Source organism: Oribacterium sp. oral taxon 102, assembly GCF_013394775.1.
In the GTDB taxonomy this organism is placed as follows: Bacteria; Bacillota; Clostridia; order Lachnospirales; family Lachnospiraceae; genus Oribacterium.
In genome coordinates this window covers 813,194-839,809 of record NZ_JABXYT010000001.1, presented here as the reverse complement: position 1 = coordinate 839,809, position 26,616 = coordinate 813,194, and the positions used below count along the sequence as shown (strand labels likewise).

The 26,616-nt window shown below is 53.4% G+C and carries 23 protein-coding genes; 2 read left to right on the top strand and 21 right to left on the bottom strand.

Translation table 11 applies throughout. The annotated features are described in order from the left end of the window. Positions 1 to 27: 27 nt before the first annotated feature. The 8 genes from HW273_RS03890 to HW273_RS03855 form a co-directional block, all read right to left on the bottom strand. Positions 28 to 1,107, bottom strand: coding sequence for a zinc-dependent alcohol dehydrogenase (locus HW273_RS03890; protein WP_179010533.1), 1,080 nt, complete (start codon positions 1,105 to 1,107; stop codon positions 28 to 30). Between the two features lie 89 nt (positions 1,108 to 1,196). Beyond that, positions 1,197 to 2,195, bottom strand: a complete 999-nt coding sequence (locus HW273_RS03885; protein WP_179010532.1) for a sugar ABC transporter substrate-binding protein — start codon at positions 2,193 to 2,195, stop codon at positions 1,197 to 1,199. A gap of 33 nt (positions 2,196 to 2,228) precedes the next feature. Then, positions 2,229 to 3,224, bottom strand: coding sequence for an ABC transporter permease (locus HW273_RS03880; RefSeq protein ID WP_179010531.1), 996 nt, complete (start codon positions 3,222 to 3,224; stop codon positions 2,229 to 2,231). Continuing rightward, complete coding sequence (locus HW273_RS03875; RefSeq protein WP_179010530.1) at positions 3,214 to 4,137, bottom strand: ABC transporter permease; 924 nt, start codon at positions 4,135 to 4,137, stop codon at positions 3,214 to 3,216. The genes HW273_RS03880 and HW273_RS03875 overlap by 11 nt, the downstream gene beginning before the upstream one ends. A 40-nt stretch (positions 4,138 to 4,177) precedes the next feature. Continuing rightward, positions 4,178 to 5,698 (bottom strand): sugar ABC transporter ATP-binding protein, encoded by a 1,521-nt coding sequence (locus HW273_RS03870; protein ID WP_179010529.1) that lies wholly within the window; start codon positions 5,696 to 5,698, stop codon positions 4,178 to 4,180. Between the two features lie 43 nt (positions 5,699 to 5,741). Continuing rightward, positions 5,742 to 6,758 (bottom strand): 5-dehydro-2-deoxygluconokinase, encoded by a 1,017-nt coding sequence (iolC, locus tag HW273_RS03865; RefSeq protein WP_179010528.1) that lies wholly within the window; start codon positions 6,756 to 6,758, stop codon positions 5,742 to 5,744. A gap of 27 nt (positions 6,759 to 6,785) precedes the next feature. Further along, positions 6,786 to 8,297 (bottom strand): CoA-acylating methylmalonate-semialdehyde dehydrogenase, encoded by a 1,512-nt coding sequence (locus HW273_RS03860; protein ID WP_179010527.1) that lies wholly within the window; start codon positions 8,295 to 8,297, stop codon positions 6,786 to 6,788. Between the two features lie 57 nt (positions 8,298 to 8,354). Further along, on the bottom strand, positions 8,355 to 9,221 hold the full coding sequence (locus HW273_RS03855; RefSeq protein ID WP_179010526.1) for a ketose-bisphosphate aldolase: 867 nt from the start codon (positions 9,219 to 9,221) through the stop codon (positions 8,355 to 8,357). Between the two features lie 337 nt (positions 9,222 to 9,558). Between HW273_RS03855 and HW273_RS03850 the strand changes: the two genes are divergently transcribed. Beyond that, entirely contained in the window at positions 9,559 to 10,323 is a 765-nt protein-coding gene (locus tag HW273_RS03850) for a DeoR/GlpR family DNA-binding transcription regulator (protein WP_179010525.1), read from the top strand. Between the two features lie 270 nt (positions 10,324 to 10,593). Here the strand turns inward: HW273_RS03850 and HW273_RS03845 are convergent, their stop codons facing one another. Beyond that, positions 10,594 to 11,970: an HD domain-containing phosphohydrolase gene (locus tag HW273_RS03845; RefSeq protein ID WP_179010524.1), complete on the bottom strand. Its 1,377-nt coding sequence runs from the start codon at positions 11,968 to 11,970 to the stop codon at positions 10,594 to 10,596. A gap of 177 nt (positions 11,971 to 12,147) precedes the next feature. Between HW273_RS03845 and HW273_RS03840 the strand changes: the two genes are divergently transcribed. Further along, positions 12,148 to 12,834 carry a hypothetical protein gene (locus HW273_RS03840; protein WP_179010523.1) on the top strand — a complete coding sequence of 229 codons (687 nt, stop codon included), beginning with the start codon at positions 12,148 to 12,150 and terminating at the stop codon, positions 12,832 to 12,834. A gap of 40 nt (positions 12,835 to 12,874) precedes the next feature. Here the strand turns inward: HW273_RS03840 and glpK are convergent, their stop codons facing one another. The 12 genes from glpK to HW273_RS03780 all read right to left on the bottom strand — a co-directional run bounded on the left by glpK (position 12,875) and on the right by HW273_RS03780 (position 26,529). Then, positions 12,875 to 14,368 carry a glycerol kinase GlpK gene (glpK, locus tag HW273_RS03835; protein ID WP_179010522.1) on the bottom strand — a complete coding sequence of 498 codons (1,494 nt, stop codon included), beginning with the start codon at positions 14,366 to 14,368 and terminating at the stop codon, positions 12,875 to 12,877. Between the two features lie 57 nt (positions 14,369 to 14,425). Further along, the gene (locus HW273_RS03830; protein WP_243206739.1) at positions 14,426 to 14,845 is read right to left on the bottom strand and encodes a rhodanese-like domain-containing protein; all 420 of its coding nucleotides are present in this window, start codon (positions 14,843 to 14,845) and stop codon (positions 14,426 to 14,428) included. Positions 14,846 to 15,276: 431 nt separating this feature from the next. After that, positions 15,277 to 16,332 carry a substrate-binding domain-containing protein gene (locus HW273_RS03825; protein WP_179010520.1) on the bottom strand — a complete coding sequence of 352 codons (1,056 nt, stop codon included), beginning with the start codon at positions 16,330 to 16,332 and terminating at the stop codon, positions 15,277 to 15,279. 129 nt (positions 16,333 to 16,461) lie between these two features. Then, positions 16,462 to 17,427, bottom strand: a complete 966-nt coding sequence (locus HW273_RS03820) for an ABC transporter permease (RefSeq protein ID WP_179010519.1) — start codon at positions 17,425 to 17,427, stop codon at positions 16,462 to 16,464. Next, positions 17,424 to 18,917 (bottom strand): sugar ABC transporter ATP-binding protein, encoded by a 1,494-nt coding sequence (locus HW273_RS03815; RefSeq protein WP_179010518.1) that lies wholly within the window; start codon positions 18,915 to 18,917, stop codon positions 17,424 to 17,426. Before HW273_RS03815 ends, HW273_RS03820 begins: the two co-directional genes overlap by 4 nt. A 14-nt stretch (positions 18,918 to 18,931) precedes the next feature. Then, positions 18,932 to 19,330, bottom strand: coding sequence for a D-ribose pyranase (gene rbsD, locus HW273_RS03810; RefSeq protein WP_179010517.1), 399 nt, complete (start codon positions 19,328 to 19,330; stop codon positions 18,932 to 18,934). Next, the gene (gene rbsK, locus HW273_RS03805) at positions 19,323 to 20,261 is read right to left on the bottom strand and encodes a ribokinase (RefSeq protein ID WP_179010516.1); all 939 of its coding nucleotides are present in this window, start codon (positions 20,259 to 20,261) and stop codon (positions 19,323 to 19,325) included. The genes rbsD and rbsK overlap by 8 nt, the downstream gene beginning before the upstream one ends. A 41-nt stretch (positions 20,262 to 20,302) precedes the next feature. After that, a complete protein-coding gene (gene deoC, locus HW273_RS03800) occupies positions 20,303 to 20,938 on the bottom strand; it encodes a deoxyribose-phosphate aldolase (RefSeq protein ID WP_179010515.1) in 636 nt (211 codons plus the stop codon). A gap of 454 nt (positions 20,939 to 21,392) precedes the next feature. Continuing rightward, complete coding sequence (locus tag HW273_RS03795; protein WP_179010514.1) at positions 21,393 to 22,418, bottom strand: LacI family DNA-binding transcriptional regulator; 1,026 nt, start codon at positions 22,416 to 22,418, stop codon at positions 21,393 to 21,395. Positions 22,419 to 22,924: 506 nt separating this feature from the next. After that, a complete protein-coding gene (locus tag HW273_RS03790) occupies positions 22,925 to 24,016 on the bottom strand; it encodes a LacI family DNA-binding transcriptional regulator (RefSeq protein ID WP_179010513.1) in 1,092 nt (363 codons plus the stop codon). A 33-nt stretch (positions 24,017 to 24,049) separates the two neighbouring features. After that, on the bottom strand, positions 24,050 to 25,009 hold the full coding sequence (locus HW273_RS03785; protein ID WP_179010512.1) for an ABC transporter permease: 960 nt from the start codon (positions 25,007 to 25,009) through the stop codon (positions 24,050 to 24,052). A gap of 11 nt (positions 25,010 to 25,020) precedes the next feature. After that, positions 25,021 to 26,529, bottom strand: coding sequence for a sugar ABC transporter ATP-binding protein (locus HW273_RS03780; protein ID WP_179010511.1), 1,509 nt, complete (start codon positions 26,527 to 26,529; stop codon positions 25,021 to 25,023). Positions 26,530 to 26,616: the final 87 nt, after the last annotated feature.

Below are 26,616 nucleotides of genomic sequence, written 5' to 3'. Positions count from 1 at the left end.
TTCCACGCGATCTGCGCCATTGTGCGCTCAGGCAGGCTCCGCAAACGGATGGATCAGTACCTTTACCGCCCCATCCCTTCTGCGGATAAAGGTATCAAACGCCTCCCGCGTCTGATCAATCGGGAAAACATGGGTAATCATATTCTTTAATGTTCCGAGCGAGCCGTTGGATATCATATGCAGTATATGCCGTGAACAGTTCGGATTGGCTCTCGTCCCGTGCAGGCTGATCTGATTCATCACCAGATATTTTCCTGCGATACTCTGCCCGTCCTCAGACGGAATGCTGATAAACGCAACCTGCCCCCCCTTTTTCGCCATTTGTACCGATTCGAGAAACGCCGTGGTATTTCCGGCGGCTTCAATCACCTGATCTGCACCGTATCCTCCGGTCATTCTCCTCACCTCCAAAACCGGATCGCCGGTCTTTTCATAATCGATCAGCTCATCCGCCCCCAGCTTTCCCGCAAACATAAGCCGTTCTCCCCGCCCGACCATAATTACGGAGGAGCCCATCGCCTTTGCGATCAGCATTGCCGAGATCCCCATGGGGCCGGGGCCGATCACGACGGTATTCCCGCCCGGAACCACACCGCACAGCCGCAGCGCGTTCAGCGCCGTTCCCGCTGTATCCACCAGCGTTCCCTCATCAAAGCTTACGTTATCCGGCATTCTGCTGAGTGCCTTCTGGTCGTATACCTGATACTGGGCATAACAGCCCTCCGTATTATGGCCATAATGCCGGTGCCCCGCCTCCTTGTTTCCATAATTCAGGCACAGATTATACATTCCTCTTTTACAGTTTTCACAAACCCCGCAGCCGCAATGCGCCTCGCCCGATACGCGATCCCCGGGCCGCAGCACCGTAACGCTCTCTCCGATCTCTACCACCTCTCCGGCGAATTCATGTCCCGCCACGAAAGGATAACAGGGCGGCCAGCCATTTGCCCGCACTCTTCCCGCGAAAATCCCCGGATCGCTGCCGCAAATCGCGATTGCCCTTATCTTAACCAGCACCTCCCCCCTCTTGGGCTTTGGAATATCGACCTCTTCCAGAGCATATTCTCCCGGCGCATGTATGACGACTGCCTTCATTTTTCCTGCCATCCTTCTCCTCCTTCCGTTTTCCTGCCTTTCAATATAAGAGAACGGGGTCAAATAGCATTTGACCCCAATTCCGCCGCCTCATCTGTGTTTTATTTCTTGAATTCTTCTGCATTATTTCTATCAATGATCGGAGAATCGATGAAGAAATCCTCAGCTTTCTCCCCTTTCAGAATCTTCACGGCGGCATCTACCCCATAATACCCCTGATCATGCGCATTTGCCTCTGCTGTCGCATACATTTTCCCATCCAGAATTGCCTGAATCGCATCCGCATTTCCGTCTGCACCGCCGATCAAAACCTGTCCGGTCTTTCCTGCCGCGTCCACTGCCTCTACCGCCCCCAGCGCCATTTCATCATTGCAGCAGTAAATCGCATTGACATCCGGACTGGTCTGCAAAAGATTCTGCACGACATCCATTGCCGATGCCCGCTTGTACGAGCCGGACTGCTGTGCTGCAATCACAATATCCGGATATTCGGAAAGCGCGGCTTTTGCACCTGCGACACGGTCAATCGAGGTCTGCGCCCCAGGCGTACCTTCAATAATGAAGACCTTACCCTTGCCATTCAGCCCCTCGCAGAGTGTTTTCATAACATGATTCCCCTGCGTGAAGTTTTCCAGTCCGACGAAGCATTCCGTAAGTCCCTCCTCCGCGACCTTCGTATTGCATGCAATCGCCGGAATGCCTGCCTCATTCAGCTTCTTTATCGCCGGAATGATCGCACTTGAGTCTGTCGGTGCAATGACAACAGCCGCCGTCTTATTTGCGATTGCCTGCTCCACCAGCTGCGTCTGCTCCTCATTTCCCGCCCCCTCTTCCGATGAAGTCGGTGCCTGTACCGTTACCTTCACGCCCAGATCCCTTCCGGCGTCCTCCGCGCCCTGCTTCATGGCCAGAAAGAACGGGGTCGTCAGATTCTTGATAATTACGACGACCTCCTTATCCGAAAGCCCGCTCGGCGCCGTGCTGTCCGCGGCCTCGGTCGGGGCAGCCGTACTCTCCGCCTTGGACTGCGGCGAGCACCCGCTCACTGCCATTCCGAAAACTGCCGCTGCCAAAACCATTGCCACCATTTTCTTTTTCATAAGCCTTCTCCTTTTCCTGTGCGTATTACATTATTATTGTTTTACCGCAGCCTTTAATTTTTTCATTTCCGCGTTCAGCATAAATACCTTGATCTGCTCAATGAAGGATTCATAGAAGATAGACAGGATAATCACGAGCCCGATCACGACGGACTGCCAGTTAATAGAGATGTTCATCAGATTCATGCCGTTTCTTATGAATACGATGATCAGCGCCCCGATTACTGCATTTGTAACGGAGCCTTTTCCTCCGCCGAACGAAATGCCCCCTATCAACGCCGCCGCCATGGAATCCAGCGTCAGAGAGCCACTGCTGCCGGGGTCTGCTGCATTTAGCCGCGCCATATATAAGATACCGGTCAGTGCCGCCAGAGCGCCATTGATGCAGTAAATGATCGTAACCGTCCTCTTCGCATTGATTCCGCTCAGTCTCGCCGCCTCAAAATTGAAGCCTGCCGAATACATGCCGCGTCCGAAAATCGTCCTCCTCGTCACAAACCAGAGAAGCAGGAATACAAAAAACGTAATCAACGCTACATTCGGGAGCCCGGGCACCAGCATTCCGTTGGTAATCGCTCTGAACTTTTCCGGAAACGCATAAACATATGTCCCCGTATATACCACATATGCCATACCGCTCGCCACGAAATCGATGCCGAATGTCGCGATGAACGGCGCGACTCCAACCTGCGTTATCAGGATCCCATTCAGCAAACCGCAGCCGATCCCGATGCTCATCGCCAGCAGAAATCCCAGAAAATACTGTTCATTCTTAAAGAAATTCGCACTCATGACCGTCGAAAAAATCATGACGGACGCCATCGACTTGTCGATTCCTTTTGTAAGGATCGCAAGTCCCATTCCCAGACTCATCAGAATTGTAAACGGTGCCTGCTGGAAAATAACCGTAGCCAGATTGTCCGCTGTCAAAAATAATCCGGGTCTGATAATCGTAAGAGTCGCAAATAAAACCAGCAGAAGAAGAATCCGGGAAAGCATATCGATATTGCTCTTTAATCTACTCAGCATTTGCGTACACCCTCCTCAAGCCTTCTCTCCTTTTCATCCTCTCGCTCAGCTGATCCATGACAATCAGCGCCACAATGACAAGGCCAATGATTACCTTCTGCACGACAGAGCTGATGCCCATCATACTCAGCCCGCTTGCCAGCACCCGAAGCAGCAATGTCCCGAGAAACGTTCCTACCAGACCTCCTTTTCCACCATCGAAAGAGGTTCCGCCGATGACGACAGCTGCAATGGCATTAAAGGAATACTCTGTCCCGACAATCGGACTGGCCGAGGTCGTCATTCCCGCGATCAGAATGCCTGCAACCGAAGCGAATATTCCGCTCAAAATATAGACGGCAAAGCGATTTTTCACCGCATCGATTCCGCTGACCCTCGCCACATTCTCCGAGCCGCCGATCGAATAGATATTGTATCCCAGCCGTGTGCGCTTCAAAACGAAAATCATAAGGAGAACCAGTGCTGCCGTAATCCAGATCATGCTGTACACACCGAAAACCTTTCCGTTCCCCAGCCAATCAATAAGGGCGTTTTTTATCGGAATCGTATTGCCGTTCGCGATGACCAGCGCCAATCCGGATCCGACGCTCATTGTCGCAAATGTCGTGATCCAGTAATCAAACTTCTTTTTCGCAATCATGATGCCGTTTACAGAGCCTGTCAAAATGCCGACTGCAAGTGCAGACAAAAGGCACAGCGCTACCGGAAGCCCCTTTTCCAGCGTAAAGCCCAGAACAACAGCACTAAGAGAAATCACCGAACCGACCGACAAATCGATCTGCGATACCAGCACCGCCAGCGTCATCCCGACGGAGGCAAGCAGCAGAATACAGGTATTTCTTCCGATCAGAATCAGATTATATGGTGTCAAAAAGTTTTCCTCCATGAAGCCGAAGAAAATAATCAGCGCCAAAATTCCCCAAAAGATCCCCGGAATGGGAAGTCGTCTGATTTTAGAGAGCACTGTTTTCATTCGTTTTCCTCCCCCCGATTGCCTTTGCCATGATTTTCTGCTGTGTCAGTTCCTCTCTCGACAGCTCTCCCCTGATCTCGCCCTCCTGCATGATATATACGCGGTCGCTCATCCCGATCACTTCATTCAGCTCTGATGAAATCATCAAAATCCCATATCCTTCATTGACCAGTTTATCCATCAGCTGGTAGATTTCAGCCTTTGCGCCGATGTCGATGCCTCGGGTCGGTTCGTCAAAGATAAGGAAGCGGCAGCCCGTATGAAGCCATTTTCCGACTGCGACCTTTTGCTGATTTCCCCCTGACAGCTCGCCGACAAGCTTGTTTACATCCGGCGCGGCGATCCGCAGCATTTCCTTATATTTATTTCCGGCAGCAGTTTCTTTTGCCTCGTCCAGAATACAGTTAGGAAACGTTTTTTTCAGCGACGCGGATACGGTATTCTCCCTGATCGACATGCTCAGGATAAGTCCCTCTGTTTTTCTGTCCTCCGGCAGGAATGCCATCCCGCTTCGGATGCTCTCCTTCGGCGTCGGATGCCCGATTTTCCGATCAAACAGAGAATAGCTTCCCTGCACGATCGGCTCATATCCGAACAGTGCCTTCGCGATCTCCGTTCTGCCGGCTCCGATGAGTCCGGAAAGCGATACGATTTCCCCCTCGCATACGCTAATATTGATATTCCGGAACCGCAGCCCGCACAGATTATCCGTCTTTAATATCGTTTTCCCCGGTTTTCTGTAATTTCGGACATACATCTTGGAAATCTTGCGTCCTACCATCATCGCGACGGCATCATCCAGCTCCATCGTTTTGGCATCCAGCGTCCCGATATATCTGCCATCCCTCATGATCGTTACCTGATCGCCGATTCGCTTGATTTCATCCATACGATGTGAAATATAGATAATCGCAACTCCGTCCTTCTTCAGGCGCTCTACGATCTCAAACAGCTTGTCGATCTCCTTCTGCGTCAGAGACGAGGTCGGCTCATCCATGATCAAAAGCTTAATCTTATTGGAAAGCGCCTTGACGACTTCAACCATTTGCCGCTGTGCGATACTTAATTCCTTCACAAACATATTGGGATCGAGCTCCACCCCCAGATTCCTCAGCAGCGCCTCACTTTCCCGCACCATTTTTTTATAATCGATCAGCCACGGAGCGCCTGTAACCCTTGGCTCATGTCCGATGAATATATTCTGTGCGATCGTTCGTTCCGAAAGGAGGTTCAGCTCCTGATGGATCATACTGATGCCCTTATCGATCGTTTCCCTTACGCCGGAATAGTGAACTGTTTCTCCGTCATACCACATTTCCCCCTCATCCAGGGAATATACTCCTGAAATGATCTTGACAAGCGTGGATTTCCCCGCGCCGTTTTCCCCCAGCAGGACGTGAACCTTTCCCTTTTCACAAACCAGCTGGACATCATCGAGAGCAAGCGTTCCGGGGAAGCGCTTCGTGATATGGCTCATTTTCAAAATAACATTTCCGTCCATTGCCTTCCCTTCTGTTTCTTTCTGTCTCTCTGCAAAACCGCGCCTATGCCCGCGCAATCAGTTCTCCATAGCGCGCCTTTTCCTCCCTGATAAATGCGTCTATCTCTTCCTGCGTCGGCATATCCGCAGAGCACCCGTGGCTTGCCACCAGCATCGAAGCCGATGCGCTCCCGCGCTCCAGGCATTCCATGATGTCGCGCCCTTCCATCAGCCCCGCGATAAAGCTGCTCCCGTATCCGTCTCCGCCGCCGAACGACTTCAGAGCCTTGACAGGAAACGGCTTGACCGCAAACTTCTTTCCATCACAGGTATAAGCTGCCGAGCCCTGCTTCCCATGCTTGATTACGACGAGCTTCGCCTGCTGCCGAAGCCAATACGCCGCCGAAGCCTCATCCGTTCCGTCCAGCCCCAGAAAGGTCTCTGTCAGATCAAACTCCTCTCTCGAACCGATGATCAGATCCGCTTCCCGGGCGACGGACGCATAGTAAATCCCGATCTCGTCCCTGCCCTTCCAGTTGTATGCCCGATAATCGATGTCAAAGATGACCCGGACATCATTTTTCTTCGCCAGGGCGAGTGCCTTCAGCGCCGCCTCGCGGGAGGGGCTCGCCGCCAGCGCCGTGCCGGAGAGCAGGAGCGCCTTTGCAGAGGCGACATAGCTTTCGTCGATGTCGCCCGGCTCCAGGGAAAGATCCGCAATCCTGTTCCGGTACATCAGGATGCTGCTCGTATTCTCATCGAGTATTTCCGTGAAGGTCAGCCCGAGCTTTTCCCCATGCTCGCAGCGGCGGATATGGGAGCAATCGATGCCCTCCTTCTCGAAATACCCCAATACATAATCTCCGAAGCGATCATCCGAAACGCGGGAAAGGAAGCCGCAGCGCTTCCCGAGGCGCGACATCCCGACTGCGATATTTGCCGGCGAACCTCCCACATATTTTCTGAATGTCTCGCTTTCCGCCAGCGTCTTGTAATAATCGATCGGATTAAAATCGATCGCAGCTCTTCCGAGCAGGATCAAATCATACGTTTTATCGGAAGCAAATTCGAAATAATTCATTTCTTCCATCCTCCATTGCCCTGCGCCCTAGATCGTGCCGTCCCATGTGCTTACCCTCGTCGAGGCCGCCTCCTCCTCATCGAACCAGCGTGTCGTCACCACCTTATTCTCTGTGTAGAAGCGGTAGCCATCCTTCCCGAGACAGTGCAGATCCCCGATAAAGGAAAGCTTCCGTCCGTTAAACGGGAACACGCCGACCGGCACCGGAATTCCGACATTGATGCCAACCATCCCCCCATCCGTATGCCGTGCAAATTCTCTCGCATAATGTCCGTTCTGCGTAAAGATCACGGAACCGTTCGCATAAGGATTCCGGTTCATCAAGGAAAGTCCCTCCTCGAAGCCCCCGACGCGTTTCACGCAGAGCACCGGTCCGAAGATCTCCTGTATACCTACCGTCATCTCCGCCGTCACATGGTCAAGAATCGTCGGTCCCAGATAAAAGCCCTTCTCATAGCCCTCTACCTTTATATTCCGCCCGTCGAGCACCACTCTCGCCCCCTCTGCGACGCCGGTTTCGATCCATCTCTCGACCGATCGTTTATGCTCCGCATTTACCACCGGCCCGAGCTTCGTCGTCTTATCGTATGCAGGCCCGACCTTGATCCGCTTCGCCTGTGCCACAAGCTCTCCTACCAGTGCGTCGGCGATCCCCTCCTGCGCTACGACTACCGGCAGCGCCATGCAGCGTTCTCCTGCGCAGCCAAAGGCGGAATTGATGATGCCAGCCGCGACACGCTTTACCGGCGCGTCATTCAGAACCAGTGCATGATTCTTCGCTTCACAGAGCGCCTGCACACGCTTCCCCGTCGATGCCGCTGTCGAATAGATATGCATGCCGACCTTCGTCGAGCCGACGAAGCTGATCCCTGCAATGTCCTTATGCCTCAAAAGGATCTCCGCCTCCTGCCGCGAGCAGGTCACGATATTGATGACACCGTCCGGAAGTCCAGCCTCCTTATAGAGCTCCGCAATACGCATGCAGGTCTGCGGTGTAAAGGTCGCTGCCTTCAGCACGATCGTATTCCCGCAGGCGATGCACATCGGCGTCATCCAGCCCATCGGAATCATCGCCGGAAAATTGAAGGGTACGATCCCTGCGAACACGCCGAGCGGCATGCGGTACAGTACAGTATCATAGCCCGCCGACGCATCCATGAGACTCTCCCCCATCATCAGGGACGGCGCGGAAATCGCCTGCTCCGTCCCTTCCTTCGCCTTCAGAACGTCCCCGTGTGCCTCCTCCCAGTTCTTACCGTTTTCTGTGGCGACGAGCATCGTCAGCTCGTCCATATGCTCTATCATCAGCTCCCGCAGACGATAGAGAATCTGTACCCGCTTGATCACCGGTGTCGACGACCAGCCCGGAAATGCCGCCTTTGCCGCCTGCACTGCCTCCTCAACCTCCTCCGACAGACAGCACGGCACCCTCGCGATCACCTCTCCCGTACTCGGGTTAAATGCGTCGCTGTACTTCTCCGTCTTCGACTGCCTGAAAGCTCCATTGACAAAATACCCGAGTCGCTTTGCTTCTCCCATTTCTCCCTCCTCTGTCTTTTCTTTCGTTTTATCGAATAAAAGCCTTGTACTCCGCTTTTATACGCTTTCCTCCGAGCGATCGCTTCTCTCCATATTAAACACCCGGATATGGTGCGCTGCGACCTGTCTTACCGCCTCTGTCATCGCGCGGTTCAGTCCGTAATAGTCCCCTGACGGCTGCCCACTCGTATAGCTGCCGGCCGCCGCCGTCATCGCATTCAGTCCTGCCGTCGCAATGTTGATTTTCCGGATCCCATTCCGTATGCACTCCTGAAAGTCCGCGTCCGTGATGCCGCTGCCGCCGTGCAGAACCAGAGGCTCCTCCGGTATTTTCCCATGAATCTCCCGCAGAATATCAAAACGCAGCTTCGGCGCCGTAGGGTAATTTCCATGTTGATTTCCGATCGCGACAGCCAGCGCATCCGCTCCGGTTTCCCTCACAAAAAGCGCTGCATCTTCCGGATCTGTGCAGGCGATTCCGTAATCGCGTCCGCCTCCCTCATCTCTGCCGACCAGCCCAAGCTCCGCTTCCATATCCGCTCCATACCACTCCGCCATTCGCTTCACTTCCTTTGTGCGGGCAACATTTTCCGCAAACGGCAGCGCCGACCCATCATACATCACGGAGGTGAAGCCGAGCTCCAGCGCCTGCCGTATCGCCTCGAAGCTCTTCCCATGATCCAGATGCACTGCGAGCTCCACTCCCGCAGATCTTGCCGCACCGAGCATCATCGGCCCCATAAGCTCCAGCGGCGCGGTCGGAAACCTCGCCTCCGCGAGCTGCAATATCACCGGGGTTTCCATTTCCTCTGCCGCCCTCAGTACGCCCATAAGCATTTCCATGCTGTAAACGCTGAAGGATCCGCAGCCTTTTCCCTTCTTTTCCGCACGTGCGAGCAAAGTGCTCATTTTGACTAAGCTCATCGTTTCAGCCTCCCCGTCTGTTTTTATCGTCGATATTCCCTTTCAACCGCCTTATGCGTCTGGCGTTTGTTTTTGTTATATTATGATGATATTCAGAGATGTCCTTTCTGATTTTTATCTCTTTTGTCGTTATTTTATGATTGCATCTTAGTTTATTCTGTAATCCTTGTCAACTATTTTTGATTATATTTTTGTTTATTGTTGATTATTTTTTATTTTATTGTGGAGTTTTTGTGTTATTTTGATTGTTTTAGGCTTGCTTTTTTTTGAAAATTCATTAAGATAAGATCATATATTTGCATAATTTTATATTTTTCATTATTTTGAAGGGAAATCCATGAAAGATCAGCGCTTAGACCAGCTCGAGCAGTATATCGTCAGCAATCGATCTGTTACCATAGACCACTTGTGCGACGAATTTCACATTTCGAAGAATACCGTACGGCGGGATCTCGACACCCTGCTGCCGCGCGGTCGGATCATCAAGGTTTACGGCGGCGCAAAGGCTGTCGAGAATGCACCGCCCGTCAAGATCCCATTGTCCGGCTTCGCAGAGCGTCACACTGCAAACAGCCAGGCAAAGCAGTATATCTGCCGTCTCGCCGCAGACTTCGTCAAGGACGGGGATGTGCTCTATATCGACACCGGCACCACCTGTATTCATCTAGTGGAGGAAATTCGGCATATCCACTGTACAATCATCACCAACAGCCTGCAGGCTGCCGTCCTTGCCGCGCCCTACGAAAACCTGACCGTATTCATGCTCCCCGGGAAGCTGAAACGGGAAACGCTTTCCTTCGTCGGTGTGGAAGCCGCGGAAAACCTCTCGATCTACAACATCGACAAGGCCTTCATGGCTTCCACCGGCGTCACCCTCGAAAACGGTATGACCAACGCGTCTCCCGAGGAATATCTCATCAAGAAAACCGTTATGGAAAAAAGCCGCGAGAAGTATCTGCTCGTAGACCATTCCAAATTCGGCCGCAGCGCCCTGCACACCTACGGCTCGCTCGGAGAGCTGAAGACGCTTGTCACGGATCAGCCTGTACCAGAGAATATCAAGGGCTTCTGCAGCGCACATAAGATCCGTGTTCTGTATTGAGGAAGCACGGATCCATTCATGGCCTATACGCCATTTACATGTAATAGTTCGCTCTCCCTTAGCCCAAGAAAACAGAACGGCATGCTTACCCGAAGCCGGAGAACTCACAAAAAAGCCATGCGACGCGCGTTTTTCGCTGCATCGCATGGCTTTTTCCAATATTTCGCTTTTCTGCTCATACCGGAAGCCGACCGCTCCGGAGCTCGGCATCCGCGCTGCGACCCTCTGACAGAAACTACGTTACTATCATTCGAACGAATGTATGCCGCCTCACTGCACGAGGAAAAACCGATCCATATCCGAGCTGCAGACCGGGCATGTACGGGGCGGTGTATCTCCCTCATAGATATATCCGCAGACCTCACATTTCCAGCGCTTCCTTATGAAGCGTGCTTCTTCCTCATCCTGCTCCTCCGTCTGCCCCGCTCCGAAAACGAGGTCCATGTCCTCTGTGATCTGCGGGTCGATCTTGCCGTCCCGCGCCATCCCCTTCATAAGCCTCATGGTCTTTCTGTGGCTGAGTCCGTCCTTATAGGGTCGTGCCTCTGTGAGTGCCTGATAGATATCGATGCACGCCATGAGTCGATCCTCGAAGGGAAGCTGCACTCCTGACAGCCCCCTCGCATAGCCAGTGCCATCGAGCTTCTCATGGTGATTCGCCGCCCACTCCGCCACATCCTCCAGTCCGTGTATGGAATGGAGAATCTTGTAGGTTTCCGATGCATGATCCTTCATTCTGTCGAACTCATGCACATTCAGCCTATCCGGCTTCTCCAGAATATCGTTCCCCACCACCATCTTTCCGATATCATGCAGTGCCCCCGCAAAGGCAAAGCGAAGCTGCTTCTCCCCGGGAAATCCATAATACTCCGCCATGCGTCTCGCCTTATCCATAACCCCGATGGAATGGTTCCTCGTGAACGCCGACTTGTAGTCCACGATGTCCGCAAAAAAGGAGGAGATGTCACAGATCTGCTTCTCCGTATACTCCTTTATAAAAGCAGGGATATGTTCTCTCAGGAGCTTCTCCGCTCCCTCCTTCTGCATTTTCTCTATCTCCTGAAAGGAAACATTCCGGAGGAAGCAAGCCACCGCCTTATGGGAAAATTGTTTCCCGACATTCCACTCTACATAGCTTCGCAGCTCCCGAAAGCCCTCCTTGGAAAGCTTCGGAAGAGAATACAGGAGATCGAGTCGGTCCGCCAGATGAATGATCTGAGAGCTGATGCAGGTTTCCTTCTCCGTGAGTCCGAAGGGACCGCTGCCGTCCGCCTCCTCATGATGCCAGAGGATAATGTCGCTGACGTCTCCCTCGAAGGGAAGCTTCCGAATATTCCTCGCACCCACATAGATGTGCACGGATTTGCTGCCCCATCTGTTTTTAATCTCCGCATAGCGGTTCTCCGTAAGCCGGCTCTCCGCGTCCCGCTCTTCCCTCAGATACTCCGCGATCGCATTGTCGTGCAGAATCGCGCAGCCGATCAGATTCACAAGCTCCTGATCGCTCATTCCCAGACCCTTCGCACAAAGGTAGGAAATGTAGGCGACCCTTTTCCCATGCCCTGTCTCAGCGCCTGTCGTCTCCCTCTCCGCTGCATCCAGCGCATAGGAAAGCGCATAAAGGAAGTCTGTAAAATCAAGTTTCAAATTTTCTCCTCTCAGAAAGCACGGCGTCCCATATCCTCAGATCTATTATTTTTATCGATGTTTTTCTGATTTTTATAAATAAAAAGAAGCAATCGCAAGCGATTGCTCTGAACCGCTCAAAGCCGCGTGGCTCCCCCGATCTCTGATCGGGGCAGTCGGGAGGCACATCTCTCCGTGATGTGGTCAACTACGCTCCGAGTCTGCCTGATGGCAGACTTCTACGCTCTTATAGGACTCGGCTTCGCCCGGGAGGCTTCAGCCGACCTCCCTATGGGAGGCACATCTCTCCGTGATGTGGTCAGCTACGCTCCGAGTCTGCCTGATGGCAGACTTCTACGTCTTATAGGACTCGGCTTCGCCCGGGAGGCTTCAGCCGACCTCCCTATGGGAGGCACATCTCTCCGTGATGTGGTCAGCTACGCTCCGAGTCTGCCTGATGGCAGACTTCTACGTCTTATAGGACTCGGCTTCGCCCGGGAGGCTTCAGCCGACCTCCCTATGGGAGGCACATCTCTCCGTGATGTGGTCAGCTACGCTCCGAGTCTGCCTGATGGCAGACTTCTACGTCTTATAGGACTCGGCTTCGCCCGGGAGGCTTCAGCCGACCTCCCTATGGGAGGCACATCTCTCCGTGATGTGGTCAACTACGCTCCGAGTCTGCCTGATGGCAGACTTCTACGTCTTATAGGACTCGGCTTCGCCCGGGAGGCTTCAGCCGACCTCCCTATGGGAGGCACATCTCTCCGTGATGTGGTCAGCTACGCTCCGAGTCTGCCTGATGGCAGACTTCTACGCTCTTATAGGACTCGGCTTCGCCCGGGAGGCTTCAGCCGACCTCCCTATGGGAGGCACATCTCTCCGTGATGTGGTCAGCTACGCTCCGAGTCTGCCTGATGGCAGACTTCTACGCTCTCGCCCAGCCAAAAACCGCTTTGATCGCCTGATTCCAGCCTGAAAGCTCCCTCTCTCGTTCCGCCTCCTCCATATTCGGAGTGAAAATCCGGTTCTGCTCCCAGATGCCGCGAATCTCCTGCTGTGATTTCCAGAAGCCGACGGCAAGCCCCGCCAGATAACTAGCTCCCATTGCCGTCGTTTCCACGCACGCCGGACGCACGATCTCCCGGTTCATAATATCCGATTGGAACTGCATCAGGAAATTATTCCGACTCGCACCGCCATCCACCCGGAGCGAACGCAGCTCTATGCCGCAGTCCTGCACCATAGCCCGCAGGACATCATAGGTCTGGAACGCCAGGGATTCCAGCGTCGCACGGATGATGTGATACTTGTTGACACCGCGGGTGAGTCCTGTGATCATCCCCCGGGCATAGGGATCCCAGTAGGGCGCACCGAGTCCGGTAAAGGCCGGAACCACATAACAGCCGTTGGTATCCTCCACGCGGGTGGCAAAATATTCCGAGTCTTCGACAGAATCGAGAAGCTGCAGCTCGTCCCGCAGCCATTGTATCGCCGCTCCTGCCGCGTAGACGGATCCCTCCAGCGCGTAGTTCACTCTTCCATTGAATCCCCATGCAATCGTCGTCAGGAGTCCATGCCGAGAAAATACCGGCTGCTCCCCAGTATTCATCAGCATGAAGCAGCCTGTGCCATAGGTGTTCTTCGCCTGCCCCTCCTCGAAGCAGGTCTGGCCGAAGAGCGCACACTGCTGGTCTCCCGCCACGCCGGCGATCGGAATCGCGCCGCCGAAAAACTCCGGATCACTTTCGCCGAAGAAGCCACAGGAGGGCCGCGTCTCCGGCAGGATTCCCTCTGGAATATTCAGCTCCCGCAGGATGTCCCTGTCCCAGCAAAGGGTCGTGATATTAAAAAGCATGGTACGCGAAGCATTGGAATAGTCCGTTGCATGAACTCTCCTGCCGCTCAGCTTATAGATCAGCCAGCTGTCCACCGTGCCGAACATCAGCTCCCCGCTCTCCGCGCGCGCCTGTGCGCCGGGCACATGGTTCAGAATCCAATGCAGCTTCGTCGCGGAGAAATAGGGGTCTATCCTAAGCCCGGTCTTCCGCTGAATCTCTTCTGTCAGCCCTCTTTGCTTCAGCTCCTCCGCGTAATCTGCGGTACGCCGGCACTGCCAAACAATGGCATTGCAGATCGGCTGCCCTGTCTCCCGCTCCCAGACGATGCTCGTCTCCCGCTGATTGGTGATCCCGATAGCCGCAATCTCGTCAAAGCGCGCACCGAGCCTGTTCTGCGCCTCCCGCGCCACGCTCAGCATAGACTGCCAAAGCTCCTCGGCATCATGCTCCACCCAGCCCGGATGGGGGAAGTATTGGGCAAACTCCCTCTGTGCCACGCTGCATACCCTGCCCCGCCAGTCAAAAAGGATGCAGCGGTTGGAGGTCGTCCCTGCATCCAGCGCCATAATATATTTTTTCATAGCCTGCCCTCCGAAAGCATTCTCTTTAAAAACTCTGATCGGCTTATCTGATCCGGTCTAGGGCTCCGCCAGGATATCCTCTGTGACGGTTTCCCCCGGCCAGGTATTGATCCCGCCGAACTCATAAATATTGGCATAGCCTATATCTGCGAGCTTCTGCGCTGCCTGCTTGCTTCGATTCCCGGATCTGCAGTAAATCAGGATGATCTGCTGCAGGTCCGGCAGCTCCTCTGGCTGCGTGCTGCCGATGCTTTCATTCGGAATCAGAATCGCGCCGGGAATATGACCGCTGTCATACTCCTCCTGCCTTCGCACGTCCACGATGATGTGTCCGTCGTCCTGCTCCATCATTCGCATCGCTTCCTCCTGAGAGATCTGCCGGCAGCTCCCTGTCTCGCCGCCGCTCTCCTCTGCACTCTGCCCCTTCGGAGCGCAGCCTGCCAGAAGCAGAGCCGCCATCAGCCAAATCCATTTCATACGCCGTATTCTGTTGCCTTTCATTCAAACCGCCTTTCGAAGCCCGTCATCCGCCTCATCGAAATCCTACTCTCCCAAGCAGTTCCCCGTGCCGGAAGCAAAGCGGCTCCGCCGGATTTCCGCTCGTTCTGCTTGTGCTGCTTGTTCCGTTTATTCTGCTTGTCAGAAACTCATTATATCTTATTTTTTCAATATAAAAACCTGTTTTTTTTATATTGTGGGCCGTTTTCTGCACCATACCCGTCCCCATCCGCACTTACTTATACATTACATCTTCTGTGACGGCGCAGGGAATTCATCCATGATTCTTCGAAGCAGGGGATCAATGAGAATCCACATCCTAAGGAAACAAAGAAGCTCTGCCGCAGGCCGTTTCCGGTCTGCGGCAGGGCTTGCCTTCGACTGCTTCTCCGTTGTCTGTATTTTCCCCTTTACTGCTGGCTAACGATCTCTACCTCTCTTCTGGAATCATAGCTTCCGGCATCCGCCGCCTCCAGCACCTGATTTCCGAGGATCACGCTCTTGGGAACCGAGCCGCCCTCCAGATAGGTGTGCGCTGCCTCCAGAATCGACACGCCGAGCCCGTAGGGCGGCTCGGAAATGGAAGCCTCAATCTTTCCCTCCTTCATCGCGTCGATGGTGTCGTCAATGCAGTCGCAGCCGATGATCGTGATCTCGTCCAGCCGTCCCGCTGCCTCGATCGCCTCGACTGCGCCCAGCGCCATCTCGTCATTTGCCGCATACAGGCCGTCGATCTCCGGGTTTGCGGAGAGGATATTCTCCATCACGCTCATCGCCGTCGCTCTGTCAAAGTTCGCAACCTCAGACTGCACCACCTCGATCTCCGGATACTTTTTGATCTCGTCCGTGAAGCCCTGATGCCGATCCTGCGCCACGTTGCTGCCCATGATTCCCTGCAGCTCTACCAGCTTTCCCTTCTCTCCGAGCGCCTTCGCAAGATAATCCGCCGCCATTGCGCCCGACTTGATCGCATCATAGCCGATATGTGCCACGACCTCGCCGCCATTCGCCTTTCTGTCCATGGTGAATACCGGGATTCCTGCCTCGTTGCACGACTCGATGGCAGGAATGATGGCATCGGAATCACAGGTGTCTACGATGATCGCCGCCGGCTTCATCGCGATCAGGTTCTCGATGTCCTTTGCCTGTGTCGCAGGATTGTCCTGCGCATCCGTCGCCACGATCTCAATGCCGTACTTCGCCGCCGCATCCTTCACGCCCTGCTGCACCGATACGAAGAAGGGATTGGTCTGCGTATTCATGGAAAGCCCGATCATCATGCCGTTTGATGCACCGCTCCCCTTCATCTCGTCCGTCTTATTCTCCTCTGTCTTGCTTTCCTCCGCCTTGCTCTCGCCCGTCTTGCTTTCTGCCTGCGTCGCGGTTCCTCCGCCCGCGCCGCAGCCGATCAGAGAGACTGCCATGAGCATTGCCGCCGCCGCTGCCGCCATACATCTTTTTTTCATTTTAATCCTCCTTTTTTCTCCTGCTTCCGTCAGGGGCTCTTCTTCGTTTCTTTGCGTTTGACCACAGTCCCCGACTTCTGCGTTTTTGATTTCCTGCTATATGGTTTCCCCGCAGTCTGCGGGATGCAATCACACCTCTGCCCTCGCGGAAAGCTCATTGACCTTCTTATCCACCAGCACCGCCAGCAGAATCACCGCACCCTTTACGATGTTGGTCGCATGCGGGTCGATCTTCATCAGCGTCAGGAGGTTGTCGATGATGCCCATGATGATCGCGCCGACTACAGTGGGGAGAATGAAGCCGCTGCCGCCGCTCAGGCTGGTGCCGCCCAGAATGACCGCCGCGATCGCGTCCATTTCGATCCCCTCGCCTCCGGTGGACTGCGCAGAGGCAAGCCGGGAGGTCAGGACGATCCCCGCAACAGAGCACATGAAGCCGTTTATCGTATACACCGCCCACTCCGTCGCCTTGGTACGGATTCCGGCGAGCCGCGCCGCCTCCCTGCTGCCGCCCAGCGCATATACCGCTCTCCCGAACGGTGTCTGCGTCAGAACATAGTGTCCCAGCAGGAAGAAGAGAATCACGAAGACAATCGGCAGCGGAATGCCGAGCAGGCTTCCCTTCCCGATAAACTTATACGCCGCATTCTTTATCGCGATCGGAGAGCCCTGCGTATACACCAGCACGCAGCCCCGAAGCAATGTCATCATCCCAAGTGTCGCGATAAACGCCGGAATGCCGCAGTATGCGACGAAAAAACCATTCACCATGCCGCAGAGGATCCCCACCGTCACCGCCACGAGGATCGCCAGCAGCATATTCTCCGTCGTTCGCAGGACGCCTGCGGACAGCGCGCCCGTCAGCCCTACGATCGAACCGACAGAGAGGTCTATCCCGCCGGTCAGAATCACGAAGGTCATGCCGCAGGCAACCAGCCCGCCCACCGCTACCTGACGAATCACGTTAAACAGGTTGCTGACGCTCAGGAAGTTTTCCGACAGGATGGTCGCAACGATACAGATGAACAGCAGAATCAATACCGATCGATAGATATTGATCTGCGTTATCAGCACTCTCTTATTTCCCTTATTCATTCCTCGACCCCTCCCGATTCATACGCCAATATCTTCTCCTGGCTCAGCTCTTCCTTTCCCAGCTCCAGCACCCGAACGCCTTCCCGCATGATGACGACTCTGTCGCTCATACCGATCACCTCCGGAAGATCCGTCGAAATCAGGATGATGCTCTTGCCCTCCTTCGTCATCTGATCCATGATGCTGTAGATTTCCGCCTTCGCGCCGACATCCACACCCCGCGTCGGCTCATCCAGAATCAGAATCTCGGTATCCGCCTCCAATACCTTGGCGAATACCACCTTCTGCTGATTGCCTCCGCTCAGCCGTCCCGCAGGCTGTGCGGGGCTGCTGAGTTTGATATTCAGCCTTTTGATTTCCTTCTGCACCGCCTGCTGCTCTTCCCGATTCCGAAGCTGTATGCCTCTCGTGAATTTCTTCAGGGAGGAAAGCGTGATATTTTCACGGATGCTCCGCCCCAGCACCAGCCCTTCATTTTTTCTGTCGTCTGACACGAAACCGATCCCACCCGCGATCGCCCTGTCCGGACTGGAATTGTCGATTCGTTTACCGTGCACCAGCACCGTGCCCGACTTCATCGGGATCGCGCCGTAAATGAGCTTGGACAGCTCTATGGTTCCGGAGCCCATCAAGCCGGAGATTCCGAGGATTTCTCCTCTGTGCAGCTCGATGCTTACGTCATGCACACCTCTTCCGCAGATATTTCTCGCCTCGAATACGATCTCCCCCGGCTGATACGCCCTCTTCGGATACAGGCTGTCCACGCTCCTGCCCACCATGAGGGACACTACCTCGGCATAGTCCGTATCTTCGATCCGCTTCGTGGCAATATAGCAGCCGTCCCGGAAAACCGTCAGCCTGTCCGCGATCTGAAAGATCTCATCCATACGGTGAGAAATATAGAGGATGGATATGCCTCTTTTCTTCAGATCCCCTATGATCTCAAACAGCACCCTGATCTCCTCATCCGTCAGCGCCGCTGTCGGCTCGTCCATAATGATGATCTTCGCGCCGATCGTCAGGCATTTCGCGATTTCCGTCATCTGCGCCTCCGCGACGCTCAGGTTTTTCACCTTCGTCCGGGCATCAATGCGAAGCTTCAGCCGCCGGAGCGTCTCCTCCGCATCCCGGTACAGCCTGTCCCAGTCTACCCTTCCTCCCGCCTTCTCAGGCAGACGCCCCAGATACATATTTTCCGCTACCGTCAGCTCCGGAACCATGTTAAATTCCTGATAAATCATGGCAATGCCGTGCTTTTCCGCATCCCGTGTGGAATGGAATACCGCCTCCTTCCCATCAACGTAGATGTGCCCGGAGCTGTAGGGCTGCGCCCCTGCGATGATCTTCATCAGCGTCGATTTGCCGGCGCCGTTTTCACCGCAGACCGCATGTACCTCTCCTCTGTTGATCTGAAGATGCGCATCCTTCAGCGCGGTCACCCCGGGAAAGGTTTTCACCACCGACTCTATCCTTAATACGCACTCATCCATTCGCAGTTCTCCCGTCAATACGCGCAGCCGCAGGTCAGGATCACATTGGTATAGCCCGTGAACTCCCCTGTCAGAATGATTGCCTTCGCCTGCCCGCTTTCCCGCTTCAGCTCCGAATGCGGAACATAGCGGATCGGCAGCCCCTCCGGAAGCAGCGCAAGCGCCTTTTCGTGAAATGCCGGCGTCACACGCTTCGCCTCCTCTGCAAACAGCGCCTCCTCTACCACAAGATACTTCAACAGCTCCTCCAGTACCTCCAGATAACCGGGGCTTCCCGCCTTCCAGCCCAGATCGATCCGCTCCACGCCCTTGGGAACCGGAAGTCCGGCATCCCCTATCACCAGCGTGTCCCGATGCCGAAGCTCGCCCATGACGCGAAGCAGCTGCGGGTGGAAAATTCCCTTCTTAATCATGCTGTTCCTCCCTGTGTTCCTGTAAAAAAGCGTCAATCTCCGCGCGTACCGGCATGGAGGGCGTGGTTCCTATCCTCTGTACGGATAATGCGGCGAGTGCACTGGCAAAAATCGCCGCCTCCCAGAGATCCTTACCCTCTGCCAGCGCCGTGACGAGCCCTCCATTAAAGGCGTCTCCCGCTCCGGTGGTGTCTACAGCATCGACCCGGAAGGCGGGAAGCATCCCGCGTTTTTCTCTGGTTGCGATATACACGCCCCTTCCGCCCAGCGTAATCATGACTGCCTTTACGCCCTTTTGAAAAAACCAGTCTGCAGCTCTTCCGGCATTCTCCTCATCCGTCACCGCAATCCCGCTCAGCGTCTCTGCCTCTACCTCATTCGGCGTAATCAGATCCACTCTGGAAAGCAGCTGATCGCTGATCGGCTGCACCGGCGCTGTATTCAGGATGACCTTCACACCGCGCTCCTTCGCCATTTCCACCAGCTTCTCCACTGCCGACACATTGGTTTCCAGCTGTGTCAAAAGATATTCCGCACCGGAAAGCAGATCAGACAGGCTCTCCACCTCTGCGTCCGTGATCCTGCTGCATGCCCCCAGAACTACTACGATTTCATTCTGACTGCTCTTCTCCTCCACCATAATAAGCGCGGAGCCTGTCTCCGCTTCCTCTGTCTGGAAGATATGCGACGTATCCATGCCGAGCGTATGCATGGTATCCAGCGCGACATCCGCGAAGCTGTCCTTGCCGAGCTTCGTCACCATAGAGACCTCTGCACCTGCCTTATGCGCCGCGACGCCCTGATTGAAGCCCTTGCCGCCGGGTCCCATTTTAAATACACTGCCCTTCACAGTCTCTCCGGGAACCGGCAGATGCGGCGTCCTGCTCATCAGGTCCACCACGAAGCTCCCAAATACCACAACCCTTCCCATACCGATATCCTCCTATGCCTTACAGCCATGGCTGTTCCTGTTTACAGCAGTGCCAGTCCGTTTCCCGCGCCGAGCCGATCCGCACCCGCCTGAAGCAGCGCCTCCGCCTGCTCCGGCGTCCGGATTCCTCCGCTTGCCTTCACCCTCGCTCTGTCTCCGACGATCTGCTTCATCAGCGTCACATCCTCTACTGTCGCCCCGCCTGTCGAGAAGCCGGTGGAGGTCTTTACAAAATCCGCGCCTGCCTCCACGGAAAGCTCGCAGGCCTTTATGATCTCCTCCCTGCTGAGAAGACAGGTTTCGAGGATCACCTTGACCGTCTTCCCGGCGGCAGCCTCTACGACGCCCCTGATGTCCTCCCTGACAAGCGTATCATCCCGGTCCTTCAGCGCGCCGATGTTGAGAACCATATCCACCTCCTCCGCACCGAGCCGCACTGCCTCCGCCGTCTCAAATGCCTTCGCCGTGGGCAGCATCGCTCCCAGCGGGAACCCCACCACGCAGCAGACCTTTACCGGACTGCCCTTCAGCTCCGCTGCGGCGAGCGGCACCCGGCAGGTATTCACACATACTGACGCGAAGCCGTTCTCCCTTGCCTCCCTGCAGTATCTCCGGATGGTCTCGGCATCCGCGTCCGCCTTCAGCATGGTATGATCGATCTTTCCCGCAAGCTTCATGATTCTCTCCTCTCTTTCTCTTTGGCTTCTCTTTTCTTTCTTATTTTTTCCTGTATTTTTGCAGCTGCTATGATGGTTTCGCACTATCGGAAAATGCGGAACGGCTCCGCTAAGCAGATCTCCATAACCGCTGTGGCAGCGCGAAGGACTTATGTGATTGGCAGCGCCGAAGTTCTCGGCATGTACGTTTCATTTCAAATCCATGGCAATCGTTTCTGTTTCGGCGAATTGCGGATAAATTCCCTGAGCTGCTGCGAAAGTGCCGCGGATCAGGAATGCGAAGCGGCTTGGCGGACACATATGTAACCGGTTACATATCATGGAAAAATAAACGGCTTCGGCGCACTGTTTTCTGATCCGACATACCGGCAGGCACCACACCAGCGCCGGTGCTGTCAGCCCGGCAGCCTGCACTTTTCAGACTGCCGCCCCATAGATAAACAGAACTCACCATCTATAACATCAGCTGCCTGCACTTTTCCGATCCGCGCAGAAACACGCTGTGCGGCACATAAACCTGCTTTCTCTCTCCGGCAGCGCCCCTGTGCTTCAGCTGCCGCAGCAGAAGCCGCATCGCCTCCTGCCCCTGCAGCTGTGCATCGCGCTCTATCGTGGAGAGGGGATAGTCGATCAGCTTCAGCGCATCGATCTGATCGTAGCCGATAATAGAAATATCCCTTCCTATCCGGATACGCTGCTCGGTGAAATATTTCAGCGCACCGAGCGTCGTCTTGTTATTGGAGGTAAAGATCGCTGTCGGCGGCTCCTTCAGTGCCATCAGCGCTTTCGTTCTCTCATAAGCCTTGTCGATCCGGAAATCGCCGAAAACGATGTACTCCTCCCGAAGCGGGATCCTGTAGTGCTCCAGCGCCTGCCGATAGCCCGTCAGTCTGTCTCGCCCCGGCAGAGAGGTGCTCGGTCCCGCGATGATCGCGATCCGTCTGTGTCCCTCCCGGATCAGCGCCTCTACGCCCTCGAAGCTTCCTTTGATATTATCCGTGAAAACGCCGTCCAGCTCCGCACCGGCGATATCCCGATCCGCCAGCACCACCGGGATATTCTTCTCCCGCAGCTCCGTCAGCCTCCGGCTCGTATCGCCGTCCTGCTCTGACACCGGCGTAATGATGACCCCCGCCATATACTGGCTCTCCACACCTGCCAGCGCGTTGTGCTCCCTTTCTCCGGACTCATTGGTATCATACAGCACCAGATTGTAATTCTCCGCCTCCGCCAGCGCACTGATTCCGCTGACCAGACTCGGGAAGAATTCATTGGTGATATCCGGTACAATGACGGCGATGCTCGAGGTCCCTCTGACGCTCAGGCTCCTTGCGATCGCATTCGGCACATAGCCCGTCTCGCTGATCGCCTCCAGAATCTTCTTTCTGGTATCCTCCTTCACATAGCCAGACTGGTTCAGCACTCTGGACACCGTCGTGGAAGAAACGCCGGTTTGTTTTGCAATATCTCTGATATTCATCTTTCTTCTCGTATGTAACCGGTTACATGTATCAGATTACTATATTAGTTCTGATTTGTAAATATATTTTGTATATATTTCTGAAGATTTTTCGTTCTACAGCCGGATATTCAACAATACCCATACAATTTTCTGTACCGAAGCACCAGATAAATCGTCAAAAGCAGAGAGTCAAGCTTCGTGAGCACGACGACCGCCCAGAGAAAACCGGCGCCTCATGCCTCCCCCATTTACGACGGCAATGCCAGTGCCCCGACATTGGACACCATATCCACTTCATCCGCACCGTTTGCAATGGTATCCTTTAGCTCCAGCGTATTCGTGCCAAGTGAAAATACAATTACCATACATACCTTCGGGCTATCTTTGAAAATATCTGCATAGCGCCTAACGTAGCATAGATTCACATAAACAGAGATGCAAAGGACTATTCCCTGGCTTCCTGACAAATCCTTTTTATCTGGTCGGCAGTTGCGTCCTGCCTCAAAAGTCTCAAGAAGGTACGATCAATAATACCGGCAACATTTTCCTGATTGATTTCCAGATTTTTCTCCTTCGTACTTATTCTGACATAACAAACATTTTTCGGAGCCTCTTTTTATAAGCCAGCCATCCATCGTATAACGTTTTAATCTGTAATTTTCCTGTGAACGTTCTTCGGGCTGATCAAAACGCAGCATCAGAATATGCATGGCTTCATACCCCATCTCATAGATCGGCCGATCCACTGCCGTAAGCTGGATATTTGTCGAACGCAATTCTCTGATATCATCAAATCCCACCAGAGAAATATCCTTCCCTATGCACAATCCCTGTTCCCACAGATACCTTAAACACCCTAACGTCGACAGATTATTGGAAGAAAATACAGCGGTGGGGGGATCAGGGAGCTGCATCAGTATTTTAGCGGCTTCATACGATTCTTTTTCATGAAAAAAACCATTTACTATATACTCCTCACGAAGCGCGATCCCGGCTTCTGCGAGCGCTGCCTTATATCCTGTCAATCTGTTTTCCCCCGGCTTTGAGGTTTTGGACCCCGCGATAATCGCAATTTTTTTATGTCCCGCATCAATAAGACAACGTACCGCTTCTTTTGCCGTTTTCTCATCGTTTGAAAAAACGCCGTCGAAATTCATTCCCTGAATGTCCCGATCAACCAGAACAACCGGTATCCCGCTCGCCTTCAGCTCCCGAAGCAGCGACGCTGTCTTTTTATCCATGGCTGAAATGGGCGTAATGATCAGTCCTCTGACAACTCCGGATTTTAACGTTTCTAATATCCTATGCTCCCGCTGCAGATTCTCGTCTGTTCCATACATGGAAACGCTTAAATCATGCTTGTAAGCATAATCCGATATGCCATGAAGAATCTTGGAAAAAAAGGCATTGTCAATATCGGGCGCCAGAAAAGCTATTGTTCTGGAATCACCGGTGCTCAGATGCTGCGCAATCGGATTCGGCCTGTACTCCTTCCCCGCAATTACCGCCAGCACCTTTTGACGGGTGGAATCCTTCACATTATCCTTTTCATTCAGTACCCGGGAAACCGTAGTCGGAGACACCCCGGCTTCCGTTGCAATGTCATATATATTCATCCATTCTCCCTCAGTCTCAGCCCTGTCTAAACGCTAATGACCTTTCTTCGCTTTCATCATATCCATAGATACCGCAAAAATAATCAATATACCGGTGGTAACATCCAGAATATACGGATCAATCTGGAATGCGGTTCCTGCGTTGGTAATAATAACCATCAGCAATGTGCCAAGCAGCGTTCCCGTGACCGCCCCGCGTCCGCCCGCGAGAGAAGCCCCGCCAATCACAGCAGCTGCAATTGCGTTCATATCATATCCTTCCCCGGTTCCCGGCTGCGCCATGCCGACACGCGCCGCCAGCATGAGACCGGCAATTCCATAAATCAGCCCCGCCATGGAATAAACCAGATAATGCATCTTGCGGACATTAATGCCGCTAAGCCTCGCCACCTCAATGCCAGAGCCGATCACAAACATATTCCGTCCGGTAATTCTATAACGAAGCCACAGGAAAATCGCAATAGCCATTACGATCCAGATCAACGTCAACGCCGGCAGGAAGCCGCCGATAAGCGAGGTTCCCAATCCGAGAATCTTTCCCTCCTTGAACGTTACCGGATTTCCATTGCAAAGCAGCTTCACGATCCCCCTGAAGACCGTCTGGGTCCCCAGTGTGGCAATCATCGGAGGAACCTTCAAATCATAGATGATCACAGAATTCATAAAGCCGCATCCCACGGAAACAATCAGGGACAGAACAAGATAAACAGGCAGCGGAAGACTTGTTCTGGTGGAAAGCAGCGCCATTATCATACACGATAGACCAGCGATTGCGCCACCAGAAATATCAATTCCTCCGGTGATAATGATAGCCGTCTGCGCGATAGCAAGAACACCTACTATCGCTCCCTGCTTAAAAAGGTTGGATACATTGTAAAGACTGAAAAAGCTCTTTGTAAAAAAGGAAGCCAGCGCAAAGAGAACCACGATAATTATTCCCAATGTAAACTCCGTACTTGCGAAAACAGATGTCTTATTTAATTTGCTGTTCATTTCTTTTCCTCTCAATCTCCCAGAGATGCCGCTTTCAGCGCCTTTTCCTCCGTCAGCGCTTTCAGCTCTTCCGGTCCAAATACACCGGTTATTTTTCCCTGTCCAAGAATATATAACCTGTCTGCCAGCCCCATGACCTCCGGCAAATACGAAGAAATAACTATCACGCCACGTCCCTGTCCGGTCAGGCTCTCTATGATTTTATAGATTTCCTGCTTAGCTCCGACATCTACGCCTACAGTAGGTTCATCAAATATCAGAATATCCGGATTCCGGCACAAGAGCTTCGCGATCACAACCTTTTGCTGATTCCCTCCAGACAAGTTGCCAACCAGCTGCGCAACACCGGGCGTTTTGATATTGACACGTGCAACAAACTCCTTTGCGCGTTCATCCTCTTTTTTCAAATTGACGCACCCCATACGGCTGATCATATCGAGAGAGCTCATATTAATATTCGTTTTAATGGAAAGCTTCAGCGCACATCCATCTGCTCTTCTATCCTCTGTCAGAAAACCGATTCCCTTTTTTAATGCTTCTGATGGATTTTTTATAACCGTCTTCTCCCCCCGGACATAGACATCTCCTGCCGTAATTTTTTCAACGCCGGTTATTGCCCGCATGATTTCACTCCGTCCGGCCCCGACAAGGCCAAAAAATCCTATGATTTCTCCACGCCGGAGAGAGAAGCTGACATCCTGAAAATGCTTGCCGTCACCGATATGCTCTGCACGCAGCAGTTCATCGCCTGGGGTAAAATGCTGAATATTGTAGATGTCCGTCATTTCACGGCCAACCATCATTGAAATCAGGCTGTCCTTGGTTACTTCCGCAATCGGTTTTGTATCCACATATGTTCCGTCCTTCAGCACCGTGACTGAGTCGCAAATATCCATAATCTCCTCCAGCCGATGGGAGATATAAATGATGCTGGCGCCGGCCCTTTTCAGCTCTGCAATATACCTGTAAAGGATTTCAACCTTCTCATTTTCAAGAAGTGCCGTGGGTTCGTCAAAAATCACCAAACGGATGTCGCTGTTTACGGAGATCTTACTGATCGTCACCATAGCCTGCATGGCAATCGGCAATTCTCTGATCTTCTGCTCCGGACGAATATTCATTTCAAATTTGTCAATAATCCGCTGACTGTCAGACATCATTTTCTTCCAGTCAACAAATGATCCCTTTCTCGGCTGACGACCGAGATAGTAATTCTCTGCTATACTAAGATCTGGGGCGATGTTTACATTCTGATAATTCGCAAATACGCCATGCTCCTGCGCCTGGAGCGCATTTTCATTTACAACCCAGGAACCGTTATAATTCAGCTCGATTTTCCCTTCATCCGGACGCTCCACACCCATAATACATTTGATGAGTGTGGACTTTCCTGCGCCGTTTTCTCCGCAGAGAGCTCTTACCTCTCCTTTTTTTACAGTAAAGCTGACATTTTTGAGTGCCGTAACGCCCGGATAGTATTTGCACACATTATCCACTTTCAGAATGAATTCTTCCTGCAAGTCCGGTACCTTCCTTTCTCCCTGAAGATACTCTGTTTTAAAAAAGGGACTGTGAAAAAAGAAGAGTCCGGCTCATAGATTGCGCTG